The sequence below is a fragment of the Aeromicrobium sp. CTD01-1L150 genome, assembly GCF_041951745.1.
Taxonomy (GTDB): Bacteria; Actinomycetota; Actinomycetes; order Propionibacteriales; family Nocardioidaceae; genus Aeromicrobium.
Genome location: NZ_CP169555.1, coordinates 1,000,478 through 1,018,632 on the forward strand (window position 1 = coordinate 1,000,478; position 18,155 = coordinate 1,018,632).

The window sequence follows — 18,155 nt, forward strand, 5'->3', positions numbered from 1 at the left end:
TCAGCGGTGCCGGGCGATCTCCAGGTCCACCCACACGAGCCTGTGGTCGGAGGAGGGGAACGGATACTCCCCGGTGAGACGGGAGAGGGGGTCGTCGGCCGTCGGCCAGAACACTGCGGCGTCGCGGACGCGCAGGTCACGGCTGGGCAGCACGTAGTCCGCGCGGATGTTGCCCGGCGGCTCCGCGAAGTCCGCCGTGTCGTGCTCGGGCGGGCCCTCGTGCTGCAGGTTCACGCCACCCTGGACCCGTGACTCCTCCAGGGCGCCGCGGCTGGTGGGTGTGACGGAAGTGTTGACGCGCGGATGCTCCAGCAGCTGGCCGATCGACCCGGGTCGGGAGTCGCCGTCGTGCGGGTCGGAGTTGAGGTCACCTGCCACGACGAACGACGAGCGGGCGTCCAGCCCGCCGTGCCGGCCGGCGTCGTCGCGGATCCAGCGTGACGTGCGCGGTCCGGACACGTAGTCCTTCCAGAACCGGATCTCATCGCTGTTGCGCAACCCGTTGCGGTCCTCCGGCCCGTCGAAGACCGGTGGCGTGGGGTGGCTCGCGAGCACATGGACGGTGCGTCGGCCCACCCTGACCGGCACGTCCCAGTGCGACTTGCTCGACAGACGCAGGACGTCGAGCTCCTCGGACGTGTACCAGGACTCCCCGCTCTCCGGGTCCGTCGGCAGAAGTGCGCCTGGCATGTCCTTCCAGAGCTGGTTCTGGAAGGTCCGGACGCGCTCGGTGTCGATGGGGTGCTTGGAGTAGACGACCATGCCGTACTGGCCGGGGAAGTCGCCGAACCCGTGGGCGTCGCCGGGGCCACCGACCTCGCCGTCCCTGTCGAGGTCGAATCCGGTCTGGACGCCGGTGTTGACCGGGGCCGTGAAGCGGTACGGGTAGTGGATCGCCTCGGCGCCCGACTGGCCCCGCTCGAGATAGTTGCGGCTGAACAGGCCAGGCGCCTCGGGGTCGTGGTCGAACTCCTGCAGCAGCAGCACGTCGGGTCGGGTGCGCTGGATGATCTCCGCGACGTTGCGGGCCTGCTGGTCCTTCGGCGTGGACAGGTCGCGGCGCAGGTCGCCCTCGCCCGGACGGTTGAGGGAGGCGTTGAACGTCGCGACGCGCACCGTTCCATCCAACCTGTCAGGGGTGGGCTTGTCACGGTCGGGACGTGCCGTGGCCTCGGCCGGTGCGATGAGGAGCGTGGCGAGCAGCGCGACGAGCACGCCGCCGATCGTCCTCCGGTGGAGCCCGCCCGGAGCAGTCCAAAGCAGGGACGTCAGGTGCATGGCGCGACCGTGGCACGTGCGGGTGAACACCGTGTGACTCGTGGCGTCCGGCGCAGGGCACCAGTGGAGTGATTGCAGGGCGTCTGTCGCATAGGCGCGACGGAGCGAGACCGCGCACCGTGAGGGGGCAGAGCTCTCCCGATGGTCATGGGAATCGTCGGTGTCGTCGGGGTCTGCGTCTGGGATCCAGTGATGCCGGTGGAACCAGCTCGGGGATGCCATCGGGCGTGAAGTGGATGTCCCAGCCGTCGGTGTGCAGGATCCGGTGGTGGTGGGGGCAGAGCAGGACTCCGTCCTTCAGATCGGTGCGGCCGCCGGCCGCCCAGGACTCGCCGCCGTGGTGGACGACGCACCAGCCGGGTGGCCTGCCCTCCCCCACCGCTATGCGCCTTTTGTGGGGGTACCCCCATGCCGGGGAAGACGCAGCCTTTCTGGCTGAGTTCTAAGGCCCGGCGTTGATGCAGCGAATACAACCGCTTGTCTCTGCCGAGGTCCAACGGGAGTGAGTCTCCGCCGTAGACGGCGGGCAGGATCCGGTGCTCACAGGCCATCCGCCGCGCCTGCCCAGCGGAGAGGGTTTCACCAGTGGACAACACGGCGACCTTGAGCTGGTCGAGGAGGGCTTGGTGGTCGATGTTGACGGTCATGATCGGGCCAACGTTGTTGGTCTCCGGCAGCCGGTCGGTCGGCAGGAGCTCACACAGGTGGGTGAAGGCCCAGCCCTGACGACGCGTGTAGGACGGCCGCTCATCAAGAAGCACCTCACTGGTGGCGCGGGAGGCCTGCCCTGGTGCGGTGATCTCGATCTGCGGGGCGCACAAGCCATCCAGGACAACTCTCAGGTGGGCTGCTTGGGCTTCAGGAATCGCGAAGCCGCCCTTGACGGTCCCGTCAATGGGCTGGCTCATCCAGAACTCAGCGTTGTTCCAGGCGCGGCGTTCGCGTTCTTCGACGATGGTGTTCTCCGCAGCATCCACCGCAGTGTTCTCATCGCAGTCGGCAAGGAAGGAGCCGATGATCCGGTCTGCTTGGCGCTGGAACTGCCGTAGATCCATCCGGGGTGCGTCCTCGACCAGTTGCGTCTCACACGCCTCCCGAGCATTCTTGGGCGTCTCTTCGGGGAGGAGGTCAAGGGCCTTCTCGATCACCTTGGCCTGACGCTGGCTCAACCGACCTTGGGCCATCGCCTCATGCGACTGAGGAGTCTGCTCGATCTTCTGGGCCTGGCGCACCGTGTTGCGTGAACCACGATGATCCCCGCCGAAGTCGCAGGCCAGCAGAGACGCCGTCGAGGTCGCGCCCTGACGGCGGGCTTCGCCTGACTGCTCGACCGCACGAACGGCGGCCAGCTTGTAGGCCGTCACCCGCGCCTCCAGGCGAGACAGCGAGGTCGCCGCTTCACGCTGCTGCGACCCACTCAATCCTGCGAACTCAGAGGTCTCGATCGAGCCCAGGACCTCATGCACCAGCGCGAGCTTGTCCACCACAGAAGCAGTGGCCTCCAGCACCGGTGCCGCCAACGTGAACACATCCCCTCGAGGATTCTTGAATCGCTGATGTGTTCCATTCTAGATGACCCCGCTGACACAAAAGACGGAGCGTGATCGAGCGCCGCAATCTGGCATCACGACACCCTCGGCCACGACATCCGCCGCCCCTGACCCACGACCATTGACCCCTCCGAATCACTCATCGAGGTGGCGGAGCGCTGCTCAGGCGGCGAAAGGCGGTCATGAACTTCCGGCGCAGGGCACTAGGATCACTGGCGTGAAGGACATCGTGCATGACGCGGCGCGACGTGCACGGGCAGCCTCGAGCGCCCTCGCCACCGCCACCCGCGCCCAGAAGGACACCGCCCTCGTGGCCGCCGCCGAGGCGCTCGTCGCGGCCACGGACCGCATCGTGCAGGCCAACGCGCTCGACGTCGAGGCAGCCCGCGCCGACGGCACGCCCGAGAACGTCATCGACCGCCTGCACCTGGACGCCGACCGTGTCGCGGCGTTCGCGCAGGGTGTGCGTGACGTCGCCGCCCTGCCTGACCCAGTCGGCGAGGTGGTGCGCGGGTCCACGCTGCCCAACGGGTTGCGTCTGCAGCAGCTGCGCGTCCCCATGGGCGTCATCGGCATGATCTACGAGGGCCGCCCCAACGTCACCGCCGACGCCGCCGCCATCTGCCTCAAGGCAGGGAGCGCGTCGCTGCTGCGGGGCTCGCGCTCGGCGCAGCGCTCCAACGCCGTCATCGTGGAGGTCATGCGCGACGCGATCGCAGCCAGCGGCCTGCCTGCCGACGTCGTGCAGGCGGTCACGGCAGAGGACCGCTCCTCGGCCACCCACCTGATGCAGGCGCGCGGCCTCGTGGACCTCGTGATCCCGCGCGGGGGCGCCGGCCTCATTCGCAGCGTCGTGCAGGAGTCCACGGTGCCCGTCATCGAGACCGGCACCGGGAACGTGCACGTCTACGTCGATGCCGACGCCGACCTCGACATGGCGCTCGACATCGTCATCAACTCCAAGACCCATCGCACCAGCGTCTGCAACGCCGCGGAGTCCCTCCTGGTGCACCGCGACGTCGCCGAGGAGTTCCTCCCGCAGGTCACCAAGGCGCTCCTGGCCGCGGGAGTCACGATCCACGGCGACGAGAGCTTCCGGGAGCTTGAGCCCGCGATCGTCGCGGCCACGGACGAGGACTGGGAGGTCGAGTACCTGTCCTCCGACATCGCGGCACGGGTGGTCGACTCGCTCGATGAGGCAGTGCAGCACATCCGCACCTGGTCGTCGGGGCACACCGAGGCGATCGTGACGGGGTCGCTGGAGGCCGCGCGTCGCTTCACCACCGGCGTCGACTCCGCCGCCGTCATGGTCAACGCCTCGACGCGTTTCACCGACGGCGGCGAGTTCGGGTTCGGCGCCGAGATCGGGATCTCCACCCAGAAGCTGCATGCCCGCGGCCCGATGGGTCTTCAGGAGATGACCACCACCACGTACGTCGTGACGGGCGACGGTCACGTGCGCTGACTGACGAGCGCCGAAGGCCCGCTACCGCGGCGCAGGTCTGCGCGACTCGCCGCTCTCGGACACCGGGGTGCACCACGTGCTGACCCGGGGGAGGTGGCATCAGGCGTGCAGGGGCGCTGGTAGATTGCGGCCATGCTGACCACCGTCCTTCAGGCTGCCGAGGAAGGCGCCGAGCACGCCGCCATCCACCCCATCGCCGTGGGCGTCCTGTCCTTCGGCGCGCTGGCGCTGCTGATGATCGCCCTGCTGGTCTTCGGCAAGGGACGCGAGCACAGCTGAACACCGCCGGCCCCCACGCGCAGGTGCTTGATCGCGACGGCGCCGCGTCGCCCACCCGACGTCGAGTGGGCGTCATGGGTGGCACGTTCGACCCCATTCACCACGGCCACCTCGTGGCCGCCAGCGAGGTGCAGTCGTGGTTCGACCTCGATGAGGTCGTGTTCGTGCCCACCGGGGAGCCGTGGCAGAAGGTCGACCGCGAGGTCTCGCCCGCTGAGCACCGGTACCTGATGACAGTCATCGCGACGGCGGCCAACCCGCGCTTCGCCGTCAGCCGGGTCGACATCGACCGCTCCGGCCCCACGTACACGATCGACACCCTGCGTGACCTCAGCGCCGCACGACCCGACGCCGACCTGTACTTCATCACCGGCGCCGACGCCATGGCGGCCATCCTCAGCTGGCGCGACCACGAGGAGCTCTTCGAGCTTGCGCACTTCGTGGGCTGCACGCGGCCCGGTCACGAGCTGGACGAGACCACGTTGCGTGGGCTGCCGCAGGACCGCATCACCCTGGTGGAGATCCCGGCCCTGGCGATCTCCTCCACGGACTGCCGTACGCGCGTCCTCTCGGGCGAGCCGGTCTGGTACCTCGTGCCTGACGGCGTCGTGCAGTACATCGGCAAGCATGGTCTCTACCAACCACAGAACGACAGGTCCGGGAAGGACGTATGACAGCCACTGACCGTGCGATCGAGCTGACCCGCGTCGCGGCGGCCGCGGCCGAGGACAAGCTCGCCACCGACGTCCTGGCCTTCGACGTCTCCGAGCAGCTCTTCATCACCGACGTCTTCCTGATCTGCAGCGGTTCCACGCCGCGCCAGGTCCGGGCCATCCAGGACGCCGTCGAGGAGGCCCTGCTGGAGCTCGGAGCCAAGCCGGTGCGTCGTGAGGGCGAGCGGGAGGGCCGCTGGGTCCTGATCGACTTCTCCGACGTCGTGGTCCACGTCCAGCACACCGAGGAACGCGGGTTCTACGCTCTTGAACGGCTGTGGAGCGACTGTCCCGTCGTCGAGCTGTCATGAGCCGGCGCGTCATCCTGTGGCGGCACGGCCAGACCGCCTGGAACCTCGAGCGCCGGGTCCAGGGCCAGACCGACACCGAGCTCGACGAGGTCGGCCGGGGGCAGGCCCGCGCGGCGGCCGCCCGCCTGGCGTCGCTGCAGCCGGTGCGCATCATCTCCTCCGACCTGCGTCGTGCCCGGGACACCGCGGCCGAGCTCGCACGGGTCACGGGGGTCGAGGTGGAGCTGGACGCCCGTCTGCGGGAGATGGACTTCGGTGAGCGCGAAGGACTGAACTGGCGGGAGTCGTGGGAGAGGTTCCCGGACCTGATGCGCGGCATGCTGGATGGACAGGATCCCCGTTTTCCCGGTGCCGAGACGCATGCGGAGGCGGGGGCTCGGCTGGCCGCGTCCCTTACCGATGCGCTCGAGATGTTGCCGGACGGCCAGACGCTCGTGATCGTCGCCCATGGGGCCGTGCTCCGGGTGGGAACAGTGTCGTTCCTGGGGTTCCCGGAGTCCACGTGGCGTTCCTTCAGTGGGCTGTCCAACTGCTCGTGGATCGCCCTGGAGCAGTTCGATCCGGAGCGTGACAGCCGCTGGCGACTCACCGAGTGGAACGCCGGCACGCTGCCCGAACCGGTGATGTCCGACGACGTGTGACCCCGGTTTGGGCCCGGTGCGGGTGAGGGTCTAAGATCAGTGATCGGTCCTGAACGACGAGGACCTCCCTTTGGGGCTATGGCGCAGTTGGTAGCGCGCTTCCATGGCATGGAAGAGGTCAGGGGTTCGAATCCCCTTAGCTCCACAGTGCGTTCTCTCAGGAGATCCCGGGCACGCCGGACCCAGTGATGGTGTGACTCCGATGGGAATCTAGCAGTGTCACCGGGGCAGGGTGCTGCCGATCGGCGATAGCGACGCGTCTGAGATGCCGGCGGCGGTCACGGCGGGGAGCAGTGCTCGATACGCTGACATGCATGTCGTGGGTGTTTACTTTGCTCGGAGTAATCGTCGCCGTTGTCACCGTGCTCGTCGTCGCCATCATGATCTGGCTCGCCGCGGTGCGTCGTCGGCTACGCCGTCAGATCGCGCTCCAGGCGGAACAGGCAGCAGAGTATCCGGCGTGGGCCCGCGAGCACGGTTACTCCTACTCCGAAGATTTCCCCGAGACCGACACCGAACGCATCCAGGGCCTGGGTCCCCTCATGCCGTTCAGTGACTTCGTCTTCTCCCGGGCCGAGCACGTCTTCCGCGGTGAGGACAACGGCCAGATGCGCTACCTCCTGCAACTGACCGTCTTCAGCGATCCTGGCCCCGACGTTCGGCCACGCGGCGCGCTGACGGTCGCCGTCGCCGAAGTGCCGCGATCTGAAGCAACGGCGGATGTGCGGGAGCCTGCCGCCTCCCGCGGCCAGGCGAGCGTACATGCGCATGGTCGATGGGTGAGCAGCTATCGCGGTGGCCCGCTCACCTTCGACTCGATGACCATCGTTGAGAGTCGCTTGGACGAGTACCTGCAGAGGGCCTGACTTCCGCGTTGAGGCTAGGTCTCAGCACGCGTGCGCCTAAGGGTCCCGTCGGATCTTCCCTGGTGGGATGTAGTCCGTGGAGATGCTTGGGCGGCGGAGATGAGGGGTTCGCGTCCCCCGAGCCCCACCCGCGCACAAGGCTCGAATCCATTGCCGATGGAAACGTTGGCTGGGGTTCGGGCCTGGTTGCCGTTATGGGCACAAGTGGGCGCGACGCTCTCAGGCCGGCGGGCATCTGCACGGCCCGGGGCCCAGCATCTGTCGGGCACCTGAGCCGCCGTCACTGTGGTCTGCCCTCGATACTCAGGCTGACCGCGTCGGGGATCGCGTCGAAGGCGTCTTCCACCGACTGAGTCAGGGCAATACGGCCCCCCGGACCCCTCCAAGTGCCGAGGCGTTCTCGCGCTCCGGTGCCGCCCTGACCCCGCCCGGCGATCCAGTTCTTGGCCGCGCATCGCCACGCGGCCATTGCCAGCTCACCGAGTAGCCGCAGGCGGAGGTCGGCGCCGCCCTCCGCCCCGAGCTTGTTCTCCAGCTCTGCAGTGAGGCGGCTCTGCGCGGACACCGACAGCAGGATGCTGCGATCCCACAGCTGCGGTGTGCGCGCCATCAGCCCGCGGGTGGCGACGAAACGTCGGTCCCAGTCGTCGTCACGACCGGCCAGGGCATCCAGCAGCGCGCTACGCAGAAACGGGAGTACTGAGCCGTCGAGGGGCCGTCGCGCGATGATGTCGATGTAGGCGTCCCACAGCTCGGCCTCGGCGGACAAGGCGACCACTTCCTTGGATTCGTACATCCGAAAGAAGGTCCGCTTCGACACGCCGACCACGGCGACCAGTTCGTCGAGCGTGGTGTTCGCGAACCCGCGATCCAGGAACAGCCGCAACGCCGTCGCCTCCAGCGAGCGTCGGGTCTGCTGCTTCTTGCGCTCCCGAAGCGGCAGATCTTCATCAGGCATCAGCGCCTCCTCCGCCGTCCGCTCGACCGTAGCAGAAAGACGCGACTCGGCGGCATATGCCACTGAGTGGCATTTCGATGTAGAGTGAGTGGCCAGCCGCGAGAGGAGACATCAGTGACGGACGACGAACCACATGGCTGGGGAGATCGGCTCATGGAGGCGCACGAGGCACTGCGGCGGATGATCGCAGAGGCGATCGGAGCCGCGGCACAGGCCGAGCTCGGCCCCACGGCGACCCTCGTCGAGCAGATGCGCACGCACTGCGAGATAGCCTGCGCCTACCTGCACGGCCACCACGCCTCTGAGGAAGACGCGATCCTCCCGCACCTGCTGTCCACGAACCCCGACCTCGCGACCACGGTCGAACGCCTGTCACGCGAGCATGACATCATTGCCGAGCAGCTCCGCCAGCTCGAAGCTGATGGCGACTCGCGCCCGGTGAAGGAACTGCATCAAGCACTCCTCGCTCTGAGCTCACATCTTGACAAGCACTTTGCATACGAGGAGGCCGCCATCGTCGCGCCCCTGAACGCACTCGCTCGACCAACCCCGTGGGAGTAGCGCGGCGCCGCGCTCGGAGGCAGTGACCTTCTGGGCCGTGTAGACCCGGTTCACCTGTCTGTGTGACGGTCTCGATATGAGTGGCGCGGGGCCGGGCCACGCCCCGACGGGCATCGCCCGCCGTGACTCTCCTTGCCGCGACGCCAAGGGCAGCGCGATTCACCGGCCGGATCCAGTGCTGCTTTCGTGGGTTCCGGTGGGCTTCTTCCTGAGCAGGGTGCCAAAGACCCGGTCCGCCTCGGCGGAGCTCTTCGTGGAGAGGGAGACCGCGACCACGATGAGGACCGTGACGACCAGGGTCGGAAGGATCGGATCGAACCAGTCCGGCAGGTCAGAGGTGGCGATCATCACCCGGCCCAACACCGCAGTGGTGGCGCCGAAGATGAGTCCGGACCAGGCGCCGGCCTTCGTCATCCGTCGCCAGTAGAGAGACATGATGATGACGATTCCGCCAGAGGCTCCCGCGATGCTGTAGGCGATCGTCATCATCTCGATGATGTAGGCCGGCCGGTTCAGGGCGATGGGCAGACACGCGAGGGCAAGAAAGGCGACGGACCAGCGGGTCCAACGCTTCAGCTGGTCATCGGTGAAGTCGGTCTTCCTGAAGTGGCGGGCCACGTCGTGGGTGACCGACGAGGCGGCGGTCAGCAGCCAGGTGTCGGCGGTGCTCAGCACCGCTGCGGCGAGCGTGGCGACGAGGATGCCGACGATCAGTGCGGGTGCGTGCTCGACGGCGAACCGGATCCAGAGGATCTCGGTGTCCTGGGCATCCGGGTACATGACTCGCAGGGACGCCCCCACCAGGCTCATGGAGCCTAGGAACGGCAGGTAGACGAGGGTGAGCACGACGCCGGTCTTGTAGAGGTCGCGTTCGGACTTCACGGTGTAGAAGCGCGTGAGCAGGCCCGGATGTCCCAGATATCCCAAGAACCAGATGAAGAACAGGGCCATGGCGCTGACCCCGGTCATCACTCCGCCCGTGGGGGTGAAGAATCCGGGCTGCATCGCCTCCGCCGAGGCCGTCACGTGGCCCAGGCCCCCGGCCGCGTTGATCGTGATCGGTACCAGGACGACGGCGGCACCCACGAAGATGATCAGCTGGACGAAGTCCGTGTACATGACGGAGGTCTGGCCGCCGGTGATCGTGTAGACGCAGATCACGATGATCATGAGGGAGACCGAGAGCTCATAGGGCCAGCCCCAGAGCGCGTGGAAGATCAGCCCGCCCTGCACCACCACGGTGGCCATGAGGATGGTCATCCACGCGATCGTGATGAGGGCGAACACCGGTCGCAGCAGTGGTGAGTCGAAGCGCTGGGCGAGGTACTCGGGGATCGTGAATCCACCGAACCGGCGGAGCCTGGGCCCCACCAGGAAACAGATCACGATCCACGAGGAGGCGATCCCCAGGATCACCCAGTGGGTGAAGAATCCCATCCGGTTGTAGTCACCCACCATGCCGAAGAACGTCGCGCCCGACGTGCTGGAGGCCAGCAACGAGCCACCCACGATCCACCACGGCATGGAGCGGCCGGCCACGATGTAGTCCGCCGAGGTCACGGACTTCCGGTAGCCGTGCCAGGCGGACCAGGCGACGAGTAGGAGGGAGACCAGCAGGCAGGTGACGATGATCCCGTTGGTCATTCGGCGTCCTGGGCGCGAGTGGTCCGGAGCATGATGATGCCGCTCACCACTGCTGTCAGGCAGATCGCCGAGGCGGCGGTGATCTGCAGCCACGCCTCGCCGATGATCTCCAAGGGATCCATGCTTCCTCCGTGTACAGGGATGGGGGCACAGGGCTGCGGACCGTCCAACGCGGAATTTCGTCGGACGATCCGCTGTAGCGTGGATCACCGTACAGTCTTCGGCTCGTGAGTGACAACCGCCTCATCCGTGCCTGCAGCAACGACGGTGGGCCGAAGCTGGTGCCCTGGCGCGTATGGCCGCCGTCTGCGGTCGACCCATGCCGCCGTCCCGCGGAGCGCAGGGTCGCCGTCGGGAGCATCCCCCGGCGCTGGAACCGGCCCCGCCACCTGTCCTCATGAGGGGGTGAGGGCAGGTGGGCGTGGTCCGCTCGCGGCCTCCTCGTCGCTCTCCCGGAGCCCGAAACGCGAGTGCAGGCGACGCAGGGGAGCAGGTGCCCACCAGGTCGCCCGCCCGCCGAGCTTCATGGCTGCCGGGAGGAGCGCGCCACGGATGAGGGTGGCATCGAGCAGCACCGCCAACGGCAACCCGACGCCGAAGGCCTTCATCAAGGTGATCTCGGAGAACAGGAACGCGAGGAACACGATCGAGATCAGCACCGCCGCGGCGGTCACGATCCGGCCGATCCGTTCGAGCCCCATCGCCACCGCAGCCGTGCTGTCACCGGTCCGCTCGTACTCCTCACGGATCCTGGACAGCATGAACACCTGGTAGTCCATGGCCAGGCCGAACGCAATGGCGAACAGCATCACCGGGATGGTCCCGGCCAGGCTCCCGGTCGAGGCCACCCCACCCAGCAGCCCGGTGAGATTGCCCTCCTGGAAGATCCAGACCAGGGCGCCGAACGTGGCCGTCAGGCTCAGACCGCTGAGGACCAGCGCCAGGAACGGGAGCACGACACTGCCGGTGAGCAGGAACAGCAGGATCACCATTCCGACGGCGAGCGACACCAGGCTGTAGGGCAGCCACTCCATCAGGGCGTCGTTGCCGTCGACGGTGATCGCCGCCAGTCCGCCCACCAGGACGTCGAACGGCGCCGGAGTCGCGCGCACGTCCCGCACCAGCTGCTGAGCCGCTGCCGAGTCACCTGCAGCCGGCACGACGGACAGGTGGAGCACCTCGCCCTGGGCGAAGAGCGCGTGCTCGGGGCCGGCCGGCGACACTTCTTCACCCGCCACGTAGCTGCCCGTCGCCGTGTCCACGTGGGCGACGTGCGGCAAGGCTGACAGCTCGGACGCGTAGCGGGCGACCTCCTCCGGTCCGACGTCCGCCTGCGGGGCCATCACCTGCAGGGCGTTCTGCTCACCGGACTCGAACTCGGCGCGGATCGTGTCGGACACCTGCCGTGAGTGAGCTGACTCGGGCATGGTCCGCTCGTCCACCTCGCCCAGGTTCAGGTTGAGGAACGGCGCCCCGAGCAGGAGCAGGAAGGCCGTGACGACGGTGGCGATCGGGATCGGCCGGCGCATGACGAGCATGGCCAGGCGGTGCCAGAAGCCGTTCTCCGTCGTCCGGGTGTCCGTCGTGAGGGTGTCCTCGGAACGGCGACGACCCAAACGGCCCCGTTCCACCCGCGGGCCGAGGACGGCGAACAGCGCCGGCAGGAGGGTGAGCGATGCGATCCCGGCTGACAGCGCGGTGGCGATCCCCGCATAGCTGATCGACCGCAACGCCCCCAGCGGGAACCATGCGAGGCTGGAGAGTGCGATGGCGACGGTGATGGCGGAAAAGACGACGGTGCGTCCGGCCGTGCGCATGGTGGCGCCGATGGCTGCGGACGTGGTCGTCCCCGCCCGCAGTTCCTCCCGGAACCGATTGACCATCAGGAGGCTGTAGTCGATCGCGAGACCCAGCCCGAGCAGGGTGACCACGTTCGCGGACAGGACGGAGATGTCGGTCAGGTCGGCGAGCACCCACATCGTGCCCATCCCGGCCAGCACGGTGACCATGGCGACCGCCAACGGCAGGGACGCTGCCACCACGCTGCCGAAGATGAGGACCAGGGCGATGAGCGTCACCGGGAAGACGATCAGCTCCGCCGTGATGATGTCGCGCTCGCTCTGCTCGGTCAGCTCGTGCTCGAACATCGCATAGCCGCCGATCAGCACGTCCAGGCCGGCGTGCTCGCCCTCGTACTCGGGGACCAGCTCGCTCAGCCTTTCATCGACGTCGTTCGGGTCGCCGTCGATGGTGGCCATGACCAGCGCCTTGTCGGCATCGGAGTTGCGCATCTGCGGGTTCTGCCCGGCAGTCCAGTACGAGACGACGTCGTCGACGTCGGACTCTGCTGCCAGTCGTTCGGTCAGGTCCGCCCCGGCGCTTGCCGCGGCCGGGTCGTCGACCCCCTCCGGCGCGCTCACCAGCATGACCAGGTTGGGCGGGCCGTGGCCGAACGTCTCCTGCAGGATCTTGGCCGCCTGCCCGGATTCCGCGTTCGGATCGTCCCAGCCGCCTGCGGACAGCTTGTCGAACAGCGTGGAACCCGCCGCACCACCGATCATCGCCACCAGGACCGCGACAACCAGCACGGCTCGGCGCCGACGCACCACGAGACTTGCCAATGTGTTGATCATGCCCTCTTGACGCTTTGGGAGCTCCGGATGTGACAGCTCCCCGAGACGGGTCGGTGTTGGTGCGCGGCCGCTGGTGTTGCCCGCCCTGGGCTTGCAGTCTCCGCGTCCCGGGTGAGGTGGGTATCCCCCTCAGGTGCCCACGCCCAGGTAGGCCTGCACCACCCGATCATCGGCAAGCAGCTCAGCGGCCGGTCCGTGGTGGACGATCTCACCGCTGGCCAGGACGTAGCCATGGTCGGCTGCGGCGAGAGCGCGGCGGGCATTCTGCTCCACCAGCACCACAGTGGTGCCAGAGGCCCGGATCTCCCTGATCACGTCGAAGACCTCGTCCACGATCTGGGGCGCCAGGCCCATCGACGGTTCGTCCAGCAGGATCAGCCGGGGCCGCGCCACCAGTGCCCGCCCGATGGCCAGCATCTGCTGCTCCCCACCGGACAGGGACCCGGCGGGCAGGTCGCGTCGCTCGGCCAGCACCGGGAACCGTTCGTAGACCTCCCCGATGCCGCCCCGCTCGCTGTGCCAACCACCGAGCTGGAGGTTCTCCTGGATGGTGAGCGTGCCCAGGATCTGGCGACCCTCGGGGACCTGGACCAGTCCCGCTCGGACCAGCCGGTGCGCAGGGGTGCGGGTGATGTCCTTCCCCTCGAAGGTGATCCTGCCCGCGCGGGGACGCAGGATGCCGCTGATCGCATTGATGATCGAGCTCTTGCCCGCGCCGTTGGCGCCCACGAGGGTGACCAGCGAGCCGCTGTCGGCCTCGAAGCTCACCTCTCGGACCGCCTCGACACGCCCGTAGGTCACGCGCAGCTGCTCGACGCTCAGGACCGGACCCTGCCGGACAGAGCCTGTCATCGGGGTTCCCCCTCGCTCTGTGCGCTGCCCAGGTAGGCCTCGATCACGTCGGGGTTCTCTGCGATGTCCGCCGGTGTGCCGCTGGCGATGACGACGCCGAAGTTGAGCACCACGATCCGGCTGCAGGTGCGCATCACCATGCCGACGTCGTGCTCGATGAGCAGGACGGTCAGTCCGTCGCTGCTCAACGACGCGACGAGGGCGGAGAGCTTCTCCGACTCGAGGTGGTTCATCCCGGCGGCCGGCTCGTCCAGGATCAGCAGGGAGGGGTCGCTGGCCAGTGCCCGCGCGATCTCCAGACGTCGCTGGTCGCCGTAGGACAAGGCGGAGGCGGCCACACCGGCCTTGTCCGCCAGGCCGACGCGCTCCAGGCACCGGGCGGCGTGCTGCAACGACTGCCGCTCGTCCCGACGGGCCGAGGGCAGCCACAGCAGCCGCCGCGCGAAGGTGGGCCGAGACACCAGGTGTGCCCCCACCAGGGTGTTCTCCAGCGCCGAGAGCCGAGGGAAGAGCTTGGAGTGCTGGAACGTCCGGCTCACCCCGGCGGCCGCCACTCGGTGCACCGCGGTGCGTCCTGGCCGCGTCCCCAGCACCTCGAGCGTGCCGGAGGTGCCACGGACGAGACCGCTGATCATGTTCACCAGGGTGGTCTTGCCGGCACCGTTGGGTCCGATCAGTCCCACGACCTCACCGCCGGTGACCTCCAGGTCCACGTCCCGCACGGCGTGCACCCCGCCGTAGTCCTTGCCGAGCCCGCGCAGCCGGACCACTGGCTCGCCGGCCGCCGGGTGACGTCGTGTCGTGAGGCCAGTGGGCTCGCTGCCGAGATCGGTGCCCGTGGTCGTGGGCATCCGAACCCGGCGGGGGATGAAGCTGGCCAGTCCACCCGGCAGGAAGAGGATCACGATCAGCAGGAGCAGGCTCGCCAGGAACGGGCGGATCCATCCCGCGTCGATGCCCACCGCCCGCTGCACGTCGGGCACCACGGTGAGGAACCCGCTGCCCAGGATCGGGCCGAGGAACATCGTGGAGCCCCCCACCACCGCGGTGACCAGTCCGTCGATCGCCGTGGTGAAGGAGAAGTCCTCCGGCGCGAGCAGCCGGACGAAGTAGGCCCAGAGCACACCGTAGAGGCCGGCGATCGCGCCGGAGGTGACGAACGCGCTCAGCCGGTGCCGTCCGACGTCGATGCCCATCGCGCGGGCGGCGAGCTCGTCCTCGCGGATCGCGGCGAGTGCGCGCCCGTACCGGGACGGGCCCTGGCGCCAGAACCAGTAGGCCACGATGCCCAAGCACACCCAGGCGATCGCCGGAGTCACGACCTTCGGCACCGACACCCCCTGCGCGCCGCCGAGCGCCTCGGTGTTGATGATGACGATCCGCACCGCCTCGGCGAAGCCGAGGGTGGCGATGGCAAGGAAGACACCCCGCAGATGCATGGTCGGCAACCCGAGGACGACCGCGGCCATCGCCCCGACCGACATGCCGATCAGCGCCGCGACCAGCAGCGCCGCAAGCTCGCCGACGTCCTCCGGCTCAGGAGCCACGGTCACCGCGGTGAAGGCGGCCAGGGCAGCGAACCCCGCCTGGCCCAGGCTCAGCTGCCCGGCGACCAGGACGGCGTAGAAGGAGAACGCGAAGATTCCTCCGATCGCGATGAAGGTGAGTGTCGCCTCGCCGATCATCACACCTCCCGGACCTTGCGCTTGCCGAACAGCCCTTGCGGCCGCAGCACCAGGATCAGGAACAACAGGCCGAACGCGACGAGGTCACGCCAGCTCGAGCCGACGTACTGCACGGTGAAGACCTCGGCGAACCCCAGCAGCAGCCCCCCGACCAGGGCGCCCGGCAGGGACCCCATGCCGCCCACGATGATGACGGCCAGCCCCTTCAGCTCGATCGCCGTGCCCATGCCCAGCTGGGCGCTGTTGACGTTCATCGCGAACAGGGCGCCGGCGACGGCGCCGAGCGCGGAGGAGATCGCGAACGTCGTCGACGTCACCCGGTCGACGTTGACTCCCAGCACTCGCGCAGCGGTGGGGTTCTCTGCGACCGCCCTCATCCCTCGGCCCAGCCGGGTGCGCGTGACCACCACCCCCAGCCCCAGGACCAGCAGCACCGAGATCACCAGGATCGAGACCTGGACGGCCGTGACCTGGGCGCCGAGGACCTCGAACCTGGTGTCCGGGAAGGAGTCGGCCGGGAACCGTCGGGTGTTCGGCCCGTAGCGCCACTGCAGCAACGCGATGAACATCCCCGCCAGGGCGATCGAGGAGATCAGCCCGGCGAAGTGGGCGTCGGGGCGTCCCTTCAACGGTCGGAAGGCGACCCGCTCGATGACCAGACCGAGCACACCGCCGACCACGAACACGACCGGCAGAGCAGTCCAGATGGACAGCCCGCCCACCTCCACCAGCTCGATGCCGACGAACGCGGACACCGCGAAGACTGCCGGGTGCGCCAGGTTCAGTCGGTCCAGGACGCCGAAGACGAGCGTGAACCCGATGGCGAACAGCGCGTAGATCGAACCGATGAACAGGCCGTTGAAGAGTTGCTGGATGTCGATCAAGAGCGTGTGTCTCAGTCCAGCACGGTGAAGGCGCCGTCCTCGACCACCTGCACGACCGGCTCGTGCTCGGCGTCGCGGGCGTCGTTGATCGTCACCGGGCCGAGCACGGTGGGCAGCTCCTCGATGTTGTTCAGACCGTCCTGGATGTCGTCACGCTCACCGGAGCAGTTGTGCCGGACGGCGACGTCGATGATCGTCATGGCGGCGTAGGCCTGGGCGGCGAACTGGTCCGGTCCGTGCCCGTACTCGTCCTCGAACGCCTGCAGGAAGTCGGCATTCTCGGCGTTCTCGGAGCCGGAGTTCCAGGCAGCGCCGACGACGACTCCCTCGGCGGCGCCCCCGGCGTCGCTCATCAGCTGCGGGTTGTTGAAGCCGTTTCCGCCGATGATCGGCACGTCGATACCGGCCTCGCGGGCCTGCGTCACCAGCGGGATCGCGGCCTCGATCAGCCCGGACACGACGATGGCGTCCGGGTCGGCGTTTCCGGCCTCGGTGAGCAGAGCACGGAAGTCGGTGTCGTCGACCGAGAAGGTCAACGTGTTGCTCACCTCGACACCCTCGTCCTCCAACGACTCGGCGAAGACGCGGTATCCGTCCTCGGTGAAGGCGTCGTCGTTGCTGTACATCACCACGACCTCGTCCAGGTCGAAGGCCTCAGCCGCGGTCGCCACGGTCTGCGGGATGACCTGGCCCTCGGTGAGGGAGTTGCGGAAGATGTACTCACCCTGCTCGGTGATGCCCTCGGAGGTGTTGGAGATCGCCAGTACCGGCAGTCCGGACTCCTGTGCGACCGGCTGGGCCTGGAACGCCACGTTGGACAGCGTCGGCCCGATCACGATGCTTGCGTCGTCCCCGACGAAATCCTCGAACACGGTGATGCCCTGGCGGGGGTCGGTCTGGTCATCCTCGACCGTCAGGTCGTAGCTGAGGCCTCCGGCCTCCTCGAGGTGCGCCACCGCCAGGTCGAGACCCTTCTGTTGCGACTCGCCGTAGCTCGCCGCCCCGCCGGTGAGCGAGAGTGCGGCGCCGATCGGGATCGCTGTGTCGATGGTGCACTCATCGCCACTTCCTGAACCGATGAGGTCTCCGTCCGAACCCCCGTCGTCTCCGGAGCCGCAGGCGGCCAGGACGAGGGTGACGGTGCCGAGCGTGGCGATGACCTTGAGCGTGCGCATGATGCCTCCCCGTGTGAGCGCGGCCGGTCCAGGGTCCGGACCGGGCAGCCGTCGGGGCAAGCGCGGACGAGAGACGACACCCGTAGTGCCGTCGATGGTGTCCTAACGGCTTGTCCCCGCACGGCAGCCATTACCCTAGACCGGGTCGGCGGTCGGGCGGAAGGGGCCCCGGTGACTTTCGCTCACACTGGCCGGACGTCGAGCTGGCGACAGGATCTGGTTCAGTCGTCGGCGTCGCGCGCTGCGAGCACGTCGAGGTAGTGCTGGTTGTACATCACGCCCAGGACGTTGCCGAAGGGGTCGATGACGGAGGCGGTGACGAAGCCCGGCCCCTGCTCCCGTACGTCCTGATGCGTGGTCGCCCCCAGCTCCAGGAGACGCTGGTGCGCGGCGCGGACGTCGTCCACCGCCCAGTACGTGACCGCCCGACCCGGACCGGGCAGGTCCGGAGCGAAGCGGCTGGAGATGATGCCGAGTTCGTGCTGGTAGTCGCCGAGGCGGAACTCGAGATAGGCCGGCTCGCCGTCGACGTCACGCTCGAAGTAGGGCTCGACGCCCAGCAGCGTGGAGTACCAACGGCGCGCCTCGGCGAGGTCGTCGGCGTAGAACGTGATCGTGGTGAGGCCGCGCAGCATGGGTGTCTCCTTCGGGTCGGGTGTC

18 protein-coding genes and 1 tRNA gene are annotated in these 18,155 nt (G+C 68.2%); 8 read left to right on the top strand and 11 right to left on the bottom strand.

Translation table 11 applies throughout. The features are described from left to right. Positions 1–1,278 carry an endonuclease/exonuclease/phosphatase family protein gene (locus ACEVFP_RS04930; protein WP_375002427.1) on the bottom strand — a complete coding sequence of 426 codons (1,278 nt, stop codon included), beginning with the start codon at positions 1,276–1,278 and terminating at the stop codon, positions 1–3. Next, on the bottom strand, positions 1,269–2,807 hold the full coding sequence (locus ACEVFP_RS04935; protein ID WP_375002430.1) for a DUF222 domain-containing protein: 1,539 nt from the start codon (positions 2,805–2,807) through the stop codon (positions 1,269–1,271). Before ACEVFP_RS04935 ends, ACEVFP_RS04930 begins: the two co-directional genes overlap by 10 nt. A gap of 238 nt (positions 2,808–3,045) precedes the next feature. On the opposite strand from ACEVFP_RS04935, the gene ACEVFP_RS04940 reads away from it, so the two are divergent. From ACEVFP_RS04940 to ACEVFP_RS04970, 7 genes are all read left to right on the top strand, one after another. Continuing rightward, positions 3,046–4,293, top strand: coding sequence for a glutamate-5-semialdehyde dehydrogenase (locus ACEVFP_RS04940; protein WP_375002432.1), 1,248 nt, complete (start codon positions 3,046–3,048; stop codon positions 4,291–4,293). 132 nt (positions 4,294–4,425) lie between these two features. Further along, complete coding sequence (locus ACEVFP_RS04945; RefSeq protein WP_375002435.1) at positions 4,426–4,572, top strand: hypothetical protein; 147 nt, start codon at positions 4,426–4,428, stop codon at positions 4,570–4,572. A 23-nt stretch (positions 4,573–4,595) separates the two neighbouring features. After that, entirely contained in the window at positions 4,596–5,246 is a 651-nt protein-coding gene (gene nadD, locus ACEVFP_RS04950) for a nicotinate-nucleotide adenylyltransferase (protein ID WP_375002436.1), read from the top strand. Then, positions 5,243–5,596: a ribosome silencing factor gene (rsfS, locus tag ACEVFP_RS04955; RefSeq protein ID WP_375002438.1), complete on the top strand. Its 354-nt coding sequence runs from the start codon at positions 5,243–5,245 to the stop codon at positions 5,594–5,596. The genes nadD and rsfS overlap by 4 nt, the downstream gene beginning before the upstream one ends. Continuing rightward, positions 5,593–6,237, top strand: coding sequence for a histidine phosphatase family protein (locus ACEVFP_RS04960; protein ID WP_375002439.1), 645 nt, complete (start codon positions 5,593–5,595; stop codon positions 6,235–6,237). Before rsfS ends, ACEVFP_RS04960 begins: the two co-directional genes overlap by 4 nt. A 72-nt stretch (positions 6,238–6,309) precedes the next feature. Then, positions 6,310–6,382: transfer RNA gene (locus tag ACEVFP_RS04965), tRNA-Ala, on the top strand. Between the two features lie 148 nt (positions 6,383–6,530). Continuing rightward, a complete protein-coding gene (locus ACEVFP_RS04970) occupies positions 6,531–7,103 on the top strand; it encodes a hypothetical protein (protein WP_375002440.1) in 573 nt (190 codons plus the stop codon). Positions 7,104–7,383: 280 nt separating this feature from the next. Here the strand turns inward: ACEVFP_RS04970 and ACEVFP_RS04975 are convergent, their stop codons facing one another. Then, positions 7,384–8,061, bottom strand: a complete 678-nt coding sequence (locus tag ACEVFP_RS04975; RefSeq protein ID WP_375002442.1) for a TetR family transcriptional regulator — start codon at positions 8,059–8,061, stop codon at positions 7,384–7,386. Between the two features lie 114 nt (positions 8,062–8,175). Between ACEVFP_RS04975 and ACEVFP_RS04980 the strand changes: the two genes are divergently transcribed. Continuing rightward, positions 8,176–8,622, top strand: a complete 447-nt coding sequence (locus ACEVFP_RS04980; protein WP_375002444.1) for a hemerythrin domain-containing protein — start codon at positions 8,176–8,178, stop codon at positions 8,620–8,622. Between the two features lie 159 nt (positions 8,623–8,781). On the opposite strand, the gene ACEVFP_RS04985 is transcribed toward ACEVFP_RS04980, so the two are convergent. From ACEVFP_RS04985 to ACEVFP_RS05020, 8 genes are all read right to left on the bottom strand, one after another. Beyond that, positions 8,782–10,266 carry a sodium:solute symporter gene (locus ACEVFP_RS04985; RefSeq protein ID WP_375002446.1) on the bottom strand — a complete coding sequence of 495 codons (1,485 nt, stop codon included), beginning with the start codon at positions 10,264–10,266 and terminating at the stop codon, positions 8,782–8,784. Continuing rightward, positions 10,263–10,388, bottom strand: a complete 126-nt coding sequence (locus ACEVFP_RS04990) for a hypothetical protein (RefSeq protein ID WP_375002447.1) — start codon at positions 10,386–10,388, stop codon at positions 10,263–10,265. Before ACEVFP_RS04990 ends, ACEVFP_RS04985 begins: the two co-directional genes overlap by 4 nt. A gap of 273 nt (positions 10,389–10,661) precedes the next feature. Continuing rightward, entirely contained in the window at positions 10,662–12,899 is a 2,238-nt protein-coding gene (locus tag ACEVFP_RS04995; protein ID WP_375002448.1) for an MMPL family transporter, read from the bottom strand. Between the two features lie 129 nt (positions 12,900–13,028). Next, complete coding sequence (locus ACEVFP_RS05000; protein ID WP_375002451.1) at positions 13,029–13,751, bottom strand: ABC transporter ATP-binding protein; 723 nt, start codon at positions 13,749–13,751, stop codon at positions 13,029–13,031. Next, on the bottom strand, positions 13,748–15,436 hold the full coding sequence (locus tag ACEVFP_RS05005; protein WP_375003764.1) for an ATP-binding cassette domain-containing protein: 1,689 nt from the start codon (positions 15,434–15,436) through the stop codon (positions 13,748–13,750). The genes ACEVFP_RS05000 and ACEVFP_RS05005 overlap by 4 nt, the downstream gene beginning before the upstream one ends. Further along, the gene (locus ACEVFP_RS05010; RefSeq protein ID WP_375002453.1) at positions 15,436–16,320 is read right to left on the bottom strand and encodes a branched-chain amino acid ABC transporter permease; all 885 of its coding nucleotides are present in this window, start codon (positions 16,318–16,320) and stop codon (positions 15,436–15,438) included. Before ACEVFP_RS05010 ends, ACEVFP_RS05005 begins: the two co-directional genes overlap by 1 nt. An 11-nt stretch (positions 16,321–16,331) precedes the next feature. Continuing rightward, positions 16,332–17,495: an ABC transporter substrate-binding protein gene (locus ACEVFP_RS05015; RefSeq protein ID WP_375002454.1), complete on the bottom strand. Its 1,164-nt coding sequence runs from the start codon at positions 17,493–17,495 to the stop codon at positions 16,332–16,334. Positions 17,496–17,716: 221 nt separating this feature from the next. Continuing rightward, positions 17,717–18,130, bottom strand: coding sequence for a VOC family protein (locus ACEVFP_RS05020; RefSeq protein WP_375002456.1), 414 nt, complete (start codon positions 18,128–18,130; stop codon positions 17,717–17,719). Between the last annotated feature and the right edge of the window lie 25 nt (positions 18,131–18,155).